Genomic DNA, 10,221 nt, shown 5'->3' on the forward strand with positions numbered 1-10,221 from the left:
TTCAGTCCTGCTCTGCCAGCACTGCGAGCATAGCGTCAAGCTCTTCGTCAGATAAGTTCTCTAACTCCTCAGCGTTCGAACTTGTCGCTGACAACGGACTAACCAGTTCAGCAGTGGCGGCGATGGGCTGTTGTTCTATTAACACCGCCAGGGCCGCGATAGTGGGTCTGTGGAAGAAGTCCAGTAAGCTCAGTCGCACCCCAAAATGTTGATGAATGTCAGCGATAACCTTCACTGCGACCAGAGAATGGCCACCTAAACTGAAGAAGTTCTGCTGTACGGTGATATTAGTTTTGCCCAGCACCTGACTCCAGATTTGCTGCAGACGGATCTCGGTTTCTGTCGCCGGAACCTGAGTCTCATCAACGGGCAATTCTGTGGTGCGTTGGTTCAGCAAGGCTGTTTTATCGACTTTCCCTACTGCGGTTAAAGGTAGCTGTGGTAGCAAGCTGATACTGGCGGGTTGCTGGAAAGGCTGTAAGGTCTGCTGACAATAGCGCATTAGTTCTGCACTGCTGATATTGCCGTCAATACTGACAAAAGCAAACAGGGTCTTACTCAGTTGCGGATCATCATCAACAACGACGGCAGCCTGCTGAACTTGCGGATGCTGACGCAGGATCTCTTCGATCTCAAGTATTTCAACCCGAAAGCCGCGGATTTTAATCTGGCTGTCACGTCTGCCGACAAAGCACAGTAAACCATCCTGGCTGTAACGGACTAAGTCACCGGTACGATATAAGCGCTCCGTGCGTTTAAAGCCACCCTCACCCAATGTCAGTTCAATAAAACTGTCTGCCGTTGGCCCGTCAAGCCCCAGATATTCTGTCGCCAGCCCCAGGCCTGCCAGATACAGCTCGCCGGTGGCACCATAGGGTAATAACTGCTGATGTTGATCCAGAATATAACCACGGCTGTTACTGATGGCATAGCCAAGTGGCACCGAGGCTAAGTGCTGCCACTGTGACAGCGTGTCGGCGCGCATCGGGTAGCAATAGGAAAACGTGGTGTTTTCGGTCGGGCCATAGCCATTAATAAGCGTTAAGTGCGGGTAGTGCAGCAGCACAGTACGTACTTTTTCCATCGATAACACATCGCCGCCTGCTAGTAGCGTATGCAGGTTATGCAACGGTCGCCCTGTAAAGTAATCAGCAAATGCATGGAATAAACCGGCTGTCAGCCAGAGGATACTGATGCGATGTTGCTCCAGGGTGTGGTCCAGTGCGTCCAGTGTTAGCTTGGTTTGGTCAGGAACAATCAGGCAGGCACCGTTTAATAAGGCACCCCATATTTCCAATACTGAAGCATCAAAATAGACTGAAGAGTGTTGCAACAGGCGATCTTGTTCGGTAATTGTCAGGAACTGATTACTTTTAACCAACCGAATAACAGCCTGCTGCGGCACGCAGACACCTTTTGGCCGGCCGGTGGTGCCAGAGGTATAAAGTACATACGCCTGTTGCAGTGCGCGGGAATGGTTAAAGCAGGCTAGTGCCTGTGCTGTTGGTGCCGGTAACGGCAGTACGCGGATACTGGCAGGGCAGTGCGCTAATAACGGTTGCTGTGCCAGAATGATCGGCCGGCTTTGCAATTGCAAGTCGCTGTACATTGCACCAAGCCGGTGCTCACCTGCCGTCAAATCCAGCGGCATGTAACTGGCGCCTAGGCGCAAACATGCCAGCATAGCGGCATACAATTCCATGCTGGCCGGCAAGGCCAGACCGACAATCTGGCCTGGCTCAACATTTTGCTGTTGTAAGTAAGTTGCCAGTTGCAGTGAGCGTTGCTGTAACTGCCGATACGTTATATCGCCTGCTGCCGGGCAAACTACGGCAACACGATCTGAATGCTGTAAGACTTGTTGGTCGAACAACGCAGGTATTGAAGCGTCTGGCAGTGGCTGGGCAGTATTATTTAGCGCAAATAACTGCTCCTGCATCGACTCAGGGCTTACGGCACTGAGCTGACTGATTGGCTGCTCCGGCTGCTTGGTCAGATTGTCCAGCAGTTGCAGGTAGGTATCAATCATATCCAGAATGGTTTTACGGTTAAACAGTTCAGTGCTGTACTCCCAGGTGACTACGGCATAGGCAGGGCGGGTGCTTACTTTACCAACCCGCTGTTCTGCCTGTGGTGCAACAATGATGTTTAAATCAAGCTTGGCCGATTTATTGGTTTTTACCTGAGCCGTGACTTCCAGTCCGCCGAAGTTAAGATCAGGCACTTCTGCATCATGGAAGCTGAACATAGTTTGAAATAATGGGTTTGCATGCCCTGTGCGACTGGGGCAGAGCTTTTTCACCAACTGCTCAAATGGCATATCCTGATGTGAGTAGCCCCCAAGGCAGGTGGTTTTGACTCTGTCGAGTAACTGCAAAAAGTTAGGGTTGCCGCTCAGATCTGTGCGTAGCACTATGCTGTTAACCATCATGCCGATAATGGGTTGCAGCTCTGGCAAACTGCGTGATGCCGCGCCTGCGCCAACACAAATATCCGTTTGCTGTGAGTAACGGGACAACATCACGTAATAGGCAGCCAGCATCGTCATATACAAGGTGTAACCTTGTTGCTTACTGAATTGACGTAACTGGCTGTAAAGCGCGTCTGGCAGATGAAACATTTCTGAATCACCGCGGAAGCTTGGTACAGCAGGGCGGGCATAATCATACGGTAGCGCCAATTGGGTTGGGCAATCGGCCAGCTGCGTTAACCAGTACTGCTCCATCTGGCTAAAATAAGGTCCCGCTAAGACTTCCCGTTGCCACAAACAAAAATCGGCATAGCTTATGTGTAGCGCCGGTAAGGCATGGGCAGTGCCGGCCAGTTTGGCCTGATAAATACTTTGCAGCTCTTTTAAAAATAAACCCACTGACCAACCATCGTGCACTAAATGGTGCTCAACCTGGATAAGTTGATAATAGTCGGTGTCCAGTTGCAGCAATTTCCACCTAATCAGTGGCAACTGACTGACGTCAAAAGCAGTTTGGCTAAGTTCATCAAGTAAGCATTGTGCATAGGTTTTTTTATCCTGGGCATTTAAATGCATCAAGGATTCTAGTTGTAACTCAACATCGAAAGGCTTGCCAATCCGTTGAAAAGGGATGCCGTCTTGCTGATGGAAACTGGTGTGCCACAAATGCTGTCTGGCAACGATTTCCGTTAAGCTCTGTGCCAGAATTTCGGGCTGTAAAGGACCTTTTAACCAGAAAGTTAACTGAAAATTATAGGCTGTATTTCCTGGCTGCAGTTGCTGTAAAAACCACACCCGTTCCTGTTGGAATGACAGCGGGATATCACGCTGTGGTGGGTAGGGTTTGATTGCCGGTAGGGTAAACGCCTGCTGCTCCTGAGCTTGCTTTTGTTGTAGTAAAGCTGCAAGCTTAGCCAATTCCGGCTGCTGAAATACTTCTGTAAAACTCAGGTTCAGTTGTAGGTTTTTTCTTACTTCAGCAATCAGCTTTGTTACCAGAATGGAATGTCCGCCAAGGCGGAAGAAGTGGCTTTCTGTTGTCAGTGGCTGGTCACCCAGCAGTTTTAACCAGATTTGTGCCAGTAAATCCTGATAAGGGTCAGAGAAACAGCTAACCTGCGTCAGTTCGAACTGAGGGATGGGTAAGTGTTTGCGATCATACTTTCCTGTCAGAGTTTTCGGCAGTTGATTCAGTTGTACTGACGCTGACGGCAGCATGTAGTCGGGTAATACTGCTGCCAGAAACTGTCTGATCTGCTGATGTGATAATGGCACGGCTGCGACATAGTATGCTGCCAGCTGTCTGGCGTTGTCTTCATTGGTAAAACTTGCCACAACGCATTCACTGATGTCCGGATGAGTCGACAGCAGTTGCTCAATTTCACCCAGCTCTACGCGATAGCCGCGGATCTTCACTTGAAAATCTTTACGTCCCAGATAAAACAGCTGATCGTCCTGGTAGTAACCCAAATCGCCGCTGAGGTAGGCTTTGCCCGCTTGCGGCAATTGGACGAATTTTTCTGCTGTCAACGCTATCTGATTCAGATAGCCAAGCGCCAAGCCCGGGCCACTTATTGCTATTTCGCCAACACAGCCAGGGCTAAGTAATTGCAAATGTTGATTGACGATATACAAGGCGCTGTTATCAATAGCACGGCCGATAGGCAAGGCGGTGTTGTTTACCCGGTACTGACTTAATTCGGTACGGCTGGTAATCACAGTGGTTTCAGTGGGGCCGTAAGTGTTGTACAACGCTGGATTTAACTGATACTGCAGACAATATTGTTGCCACTTTTTGAGTACACCGGGCAATGCTTCTTCACCGCCGATAATAACGCTCCTGATCTGTGGGCTCAATTTCACCTGCTCTTCTTCGAGCATGGTCACCAAATGCATCCAGTAGGCGGTAGGCAGGTTCAGTATGGAGATCTGCTGTTGCTGTAAAAATTGGTTAAAACTGGCCGCCGAGCCAAGCACGTTATCATCTCTTATCACCAGACTGGCCTGACTAAATAACGTCGGATAAATTTCTTCAATAGCCGTATCAAAGCTAACCGAGGCAAACTGCAGCGCATGATCGCTAGGCTGTAGATGGTAATACTGAGCTGCAGATAAGGCGTAGTGACATAAAGCACCGCGTGATACTGCAACACCTTTGGGCGTGCCGGTAGATCCGGATGTATAGATCACATAGGCTTCAAGTTGATTGTCAAAAATATGCTCTGAGCTGGGGGCCGCGCTTAGTGGCCCATCTAGCAGAGAATCTGTTGACCAAACCGGCACTTGATCTGCCTCGGTGCTGCTTTCACTGATAATTAATACCACAGCGGCATCTTGTAAAATAAATTGTTGCCGTTCCAGTGGCATGGCGGGATCAATGGGTACGTAGCTGGCGCCAGCTTGTAAGCAAGCCAGGCTGGCAATAATAAACTCAGCTGAGCGGGTTAACCGTAACGCTACCCGTTGCCCCGGGCCAATATTCTGAGCCTGTAAGTTTTTTCGCAGTGTTTCGACATACCGGGCCAACTGCAAATAGCTAAACTGCCGTTTGCCATCGACAAGCGCCAACCGATCTGAGGCGGTTGTTAATTGGTGTAGCTGTGATGACAAATGTTGCTGGATTAACTCTGGCTTGCATGGGCCTTTGGCAATCCGCTCCAGCTGTTCGCGCCGGGCATCCGTGAGTAAATTCAGTTCCGACAACGGTGTTGTTGCCTGTGTCATGCACAGCAACATTAACTCGTGGTAATAATTCAGTAATAGCTGCACCTCAGTGTGATCATAATGCAGGTTGTCGTAGCTGGCCCAGATGCTGATGGTGTCTTTGACACTGATATACAGCGTTAAAGGATAGTGGCTCTGTTCAACACCTTGCTGTTGTTGCATAACCACAGAGCGGTTGTTATCACCGGTGATTATTTTTTTCGGATAGTTCTGAAATATAAACAAGGTAGAGAACAAAGGTTCAGTAACCGCAATGTTGATACCTGCTTTGATTTGCTCAAGCGAAACAAATGCATGCTCCCGGCCTTCTGCCAATTGCTGTTGCAACTGCTGTAACCAGTTAATAAAACTTAATCCGGGTACCGATTTAATCGCAGTTGGCACTGCATTGCTAAAGAATCCGGCAGTACGCTCGATACTGTCAATTTCTGCCGGCCGGCCTGATACTACTGCGCCAATAATGCTATGTGTCTGGTTACTCGCAAGGTTGTTCAGATAACCAAACACACCTAACATAAAAGCGTTTAACGTCATGCCATTTTGGCGGCAGAACAGCTGTATTTTTTGGCTATTTTCAACGTTAATCTGTTGACGCAATACCGTTTGCTCATGGTTGCTGCTGTTGCTTTGGGTAGCTTGCTGCTTTAAATGTAATGGCGGTGTCGGATCACAGTCTTGCAACTGCTGTTGCCAGTATTGCAAAGAGGCGGCATGATCGCGTGCCAGCAGCCATTTTACGTATTCTTTGTAGTCACCGGCTGGTGGCAGAGCCAGAGGGTCTGCAGTTAATAGCTGATGTAAAATCGCTTCAACCTCATTGCTGATCAGCGCCATCGACCAGCCATCAAGTTGCAGATGAGTAAAACTGAAGACTAGTTCAGCGCTGCCATCGGGCAGTTTAAAATAATCTATTTGCAACGGTGGTTGCTGGTCGAGTTGGAGTTCATATTGCCGCGCACGCAATGACAACTCTTTGATACATTGACGGCAATCGTCGTAATTCAGATGACTAAGATCGTGCTCTTGCCAGTGCAGAGGTGCATGCTTGAGAACGATCTGAAACGGCTGGGATTTGTCCTGCCAGCTGTATATTGACCGTAACACCGGGTGACGATTGACGACATGTTGCCATGCTTGTTTTAGATTGGCTAAACACAAGGTTTTATCGACAGTAAATTTCAGCTGTTCGCGGTAACTCAGGTCACCTTTGTTTGCATTTAGCAAATAAAACAGCAATCCTGACTGGGTCGGTGACAAAGGATAAATAGCCGCGATGTTTTCTGTAGACTTCATGTCATTGGTCCTGGTTATTATTTTTATTCTTATATCAACGGGCTGAAAACTCTTTTAATATGGCTGTCAGGTCGTTGTTGTCGCCATCTCCTGTCAGCAACATGTCGATCCCGTCGACTTGTATCTCAGTGACGTTTCCAGTCAAAGGTGTAAGGAGCTGGGGTAAGTGAGTCGTCAGATCTTCAATAGTCTGATGGCTAAATAACAGTTTGTTATTCATGTCATAGCCTTGCTCACGCAAGAAACGCACAATTTTGACTGCGGAAATAGAATCTCCTCCGAGGGCAAAAAAATTGTCCGTAATACCAATATCGGTTTGGCCGGTAAGTTTGTGCCACAACTCAACCAGCTGACATTGCAGGTCAGTTTTAGGTGCTACATGACTATGACGGTGTTGGTTCAACGCTAATGCTGCCAGGGCTTTTCGATCAATTTTCCCGCTTGGTGTCAATGGAAATTGCGGCAACATGACCAAGCGCTCTGGCAGCATATAAGCTGGTAGTTGCTGCCTGAGCTGCAACAGTAATTGCAGTTCGTTATCCTGAGTATCGGGCTGTTTTGAGCAGTAATAGCTAACCAGTGTGGAACCCGCGCTGTGTTTATGCAGCACTGTTGCAACTTGTTTAATATTCGGCAGCGTCAGCATTACAGCGTCAATTTCTGTCAGCTCTATTCTAAAACCACGTAGTTTGATTTGCTCATCAGTACGGCCGAGGCACTGCAACTGGCCATCAGAAGTAAGACGGCCTAAATCGCCGGTCAGATATACCCGTTTTTCACCCTCAGCCGTTTTAATCCTGATAAAACGGCTTAGTGTTAATTCGGGTTGACCGTAGTAGCCTGAACTGACACCATCTCCTGCAATCGCGATCTCGCCGGTTTGGCCAAATGCACATAGTTGCTGGTTCGGTGTGAGTACGTAGATCTCAGTATTAGCGATCGGCCGGCCAATAGTGATCTTGCTTTGTGCCGTGTTATTTACTGCAGCCATGCTAGACCATACGGTGGTTTCGGTTGGCCCATACATATTCCACAGTGCGGCTGTTTTTTGTGTCAGTTGGGTAGCCAATTGTGCTGGCAATATTTCACCGCCGCTTAGCGCTTTTAAGCCTGGCTGACCTTTCCAGCCTGCATCAAGCACACTTTGCCAGCCAGCAGGTGTGGCTTGCATCAGACTGATATCCCCTTGTTCCAACCGTTGGCACAAACTAAAGCCGTCTCTTTGTTCCTGGGCTGCAATAACCAGGCAAGCGCCGCTAATCAGTGGTAAAAAGAGCTCCAGAACTGAGATATCAAACGAAATCGGAGTTACTGCAAGCAGTTTATCCTGGCTGGTAATGCCGGGCTGTTTTTGCATCGACAGTAGAAAATTCACGACATTGCAGTGTTGTATTGCTATGCCTTTCGGTTGACCTGTAGAGCCTGAGGTAAAAATCAGATAAGCCGTTGCTGCTGCGCCTAAATGGGTGGCTGCTGGTCTTGACGTTTGTGCGTGCTGTAATAAGGTTTCAGGCGAAAAGCTATGTTTGGCGCCTAATTCTGTTGCTGATTCGATAGTGTCACTAATTAACAATGTGCAATTAGCCCGCTGATAAATATATTTTAACCGCTGCAGCGGGTACGCTGGATCAAGGGGTACATAGGCCGCTTCAAGTTTCATTAACGCCAGCATAGTGCAGACCATCAGCGCAGAGCGTTCAAGCATAATGCCGACGTGATCACCTGATTTCACTCCGTGATGAGCTAATGATATTGCTATACGTTCGCTGTACAGTTCCAATTGACGATAAGTCAGGCACTGCTCTGCTTCTATGGCAATATTGTCAGGTGTCGCTTCGGCTTGTTGCGTAATAAGTTGATCTAAACGCAGACTCTTCGGATAGTCGAACATTGTCGCGTTATACTGTTTTAGCCGGGCAGAGTCCCGCTCAGTAACAAGGCTGATTTGAGCCAGGTCAGTTGCTGGTGCCAAAATAAAAGTATGCAGAAACTGGCAGAATGCCTGAGCCAGTTGTTCGATGCTACTGGGCAGAAATAAATCTGTTTTGTAGTCAAAATTAAATGCAATATGCTGATTGCTGACACTGGCGTGAACCGTCAGATCATACTTGGTTGTATTTCTACTAATTGTTAGCGCGGTTGCGCTGTCTTGTTTGCTATCCGTATTCTGTTGCCCCTGCATATGCATGGAAAATAATATTTGAAACAAAGGGCTATACAGTGGGCTGCGTTCAGGTTTTAGTTTCTCTAACAGGGTTTCAAACGGCACAGACTGCCAGTCGAGTAAATTCAGGCTGAGCTGACGAGCTTGTTTCATCACGTCTAGTCCCGTCATACCGGCAGTAAACTGGCTACGCAATACGGACAGGTTAAGGAAACAGCCAACCACCTGTTTAAACTTGTCTTGAGGCCGCAAAATACTTGGTGTGCCGAGAACTATGTCATCACTACGAGTCCAGATGCTGAGAAAAGCAGACAGTGCCCCCTGAAACAGCATAAAAGGTGTCAATTGCTGTTGTTGGCATAATGCAAAAGCGGCTGCTGCTAAATCTGGCTCCAGGTCGATTTTATATTGAGCCGCGGCATTACTGGTAAGTGGGCTGTAGGGAAAATCCAGTGGCAGACTGTGCAGCGCTGGAGCGTCGGTAAGTAATTGCACATAGGCAGCCAGATGTTGCTTAAATGCATAGGAACGTAAATACGCCTGCTGCCAATATACATAATCAGCGTATTGCACCGGCGCTGCGGTTTGCAGTACGTTGTTTTCGGCCAATAACTCTTCAAGTATTTGGGTTACCGAACTTTCATCTACAGCAATGTGGTGAATATTAAGGTAAATAACGGCATGCTGTTGCGGCAAACGGAAAAGGATCGCCCGCAGTGGCAGATCTTCGGCCAGATTGAATGCTTGTTGATTATCCAGCGCTATTCTGGCTTGAGCCTGAGCGATGGCGTTTTGGTAAGGCAGATATGTCAGATCTTCAACACTGAGCTGCAATTTGTCAGGGCTATCTACTCTCTGATAAAGCTGACCTTCTTTCTCTGTAAAGACACAACGCAGCACATAGTGCCGTTCGACCAATTTTTTTAGCCGCTCTGTCAATGTTAACAGATCTACTGAACGCGGCAGCAACAGTGCGACAGGGATATGAAACTCAGTACTGCCATGTTCTAACTGATCAATGGTCCAGATACGTTGTTGACTGGTTGATACTGGCAGGGGCTTGCAGTAATCCGGCATATTTGCAGCTTGTTGCTGCAGATAGTGAAGAATAGCATCCTTGTGCTCCGATAACTGAGCCAAAAGCCCCCTGTTGGGTTGGGATTGGTAAGCCCGGTAGCCCAATTTTCCATTTTCCAGAAACAATTCAATATCATGCTGTTCTGCTTTGCCGATCAGATGCTCAATATTCATAGTAATCACTTACTGCAGTACTTACGTACCGTGTGCTCCCTGTCTGCTGATACTTTTGTGTCAAAATAGAAACAAAAAGTGAGTTGTTACTCTAATTTGTATTTGTTTTTATATTTTAGGTTGGAGACTTTAACTAAAATAATTTCATAGTCAACAAATGTTAATCGGTACATTAAATTTAACTTTTTGTTGCTGTAAGTGGTGCTTTACGGTTTTTGTGTTCTCTTGCATTTAACTTGTGGATTGAAAAAATTGCTGTATTAGCTGATGATGTGAGGATAATAACAACTATAAAATAGTATTATAAAAGGATTTATTT

General features: G+C 47.5%; 2 protein-coding genes. Both read right to left on the reverse strand.

The genetic code is table 11. The annotated features are described in order from the left end of the window. Position 1: 1 nt before the first annotated feature. Entirely contained in the window at positions 2 to 6,487 is a 6,486-nt protein-coding gene (locus AR688_RS02420; protein WP_068228590.1) for a non-ribosomal peptide synthetase, read from the reverse strand. Between the two features lie 34 nt (positions 6,488 to 6,521). Beyond that, complete coding sequence (locus AR688_RS02425) at positions 6,522 to 9,902, reverse strand: non-ribosomal peptide synthetase (protein ID WP_068228594.1); 3,381 nt, start codon at positions 9,900 to 9,902, stop codon at positions 6,522 to 6,524. Positions 9,903 to 10,221 lie beyond the last annotated feature (319 nt).

The organism is Rheinheimera sp. EpRS3 (assembly GCF_001513785.1).
GTDB lineage: Bacteria > Pseudomonadota > Gammaproteobacteria > Enterobacterales > Alteromonadaceae > Alishewanella.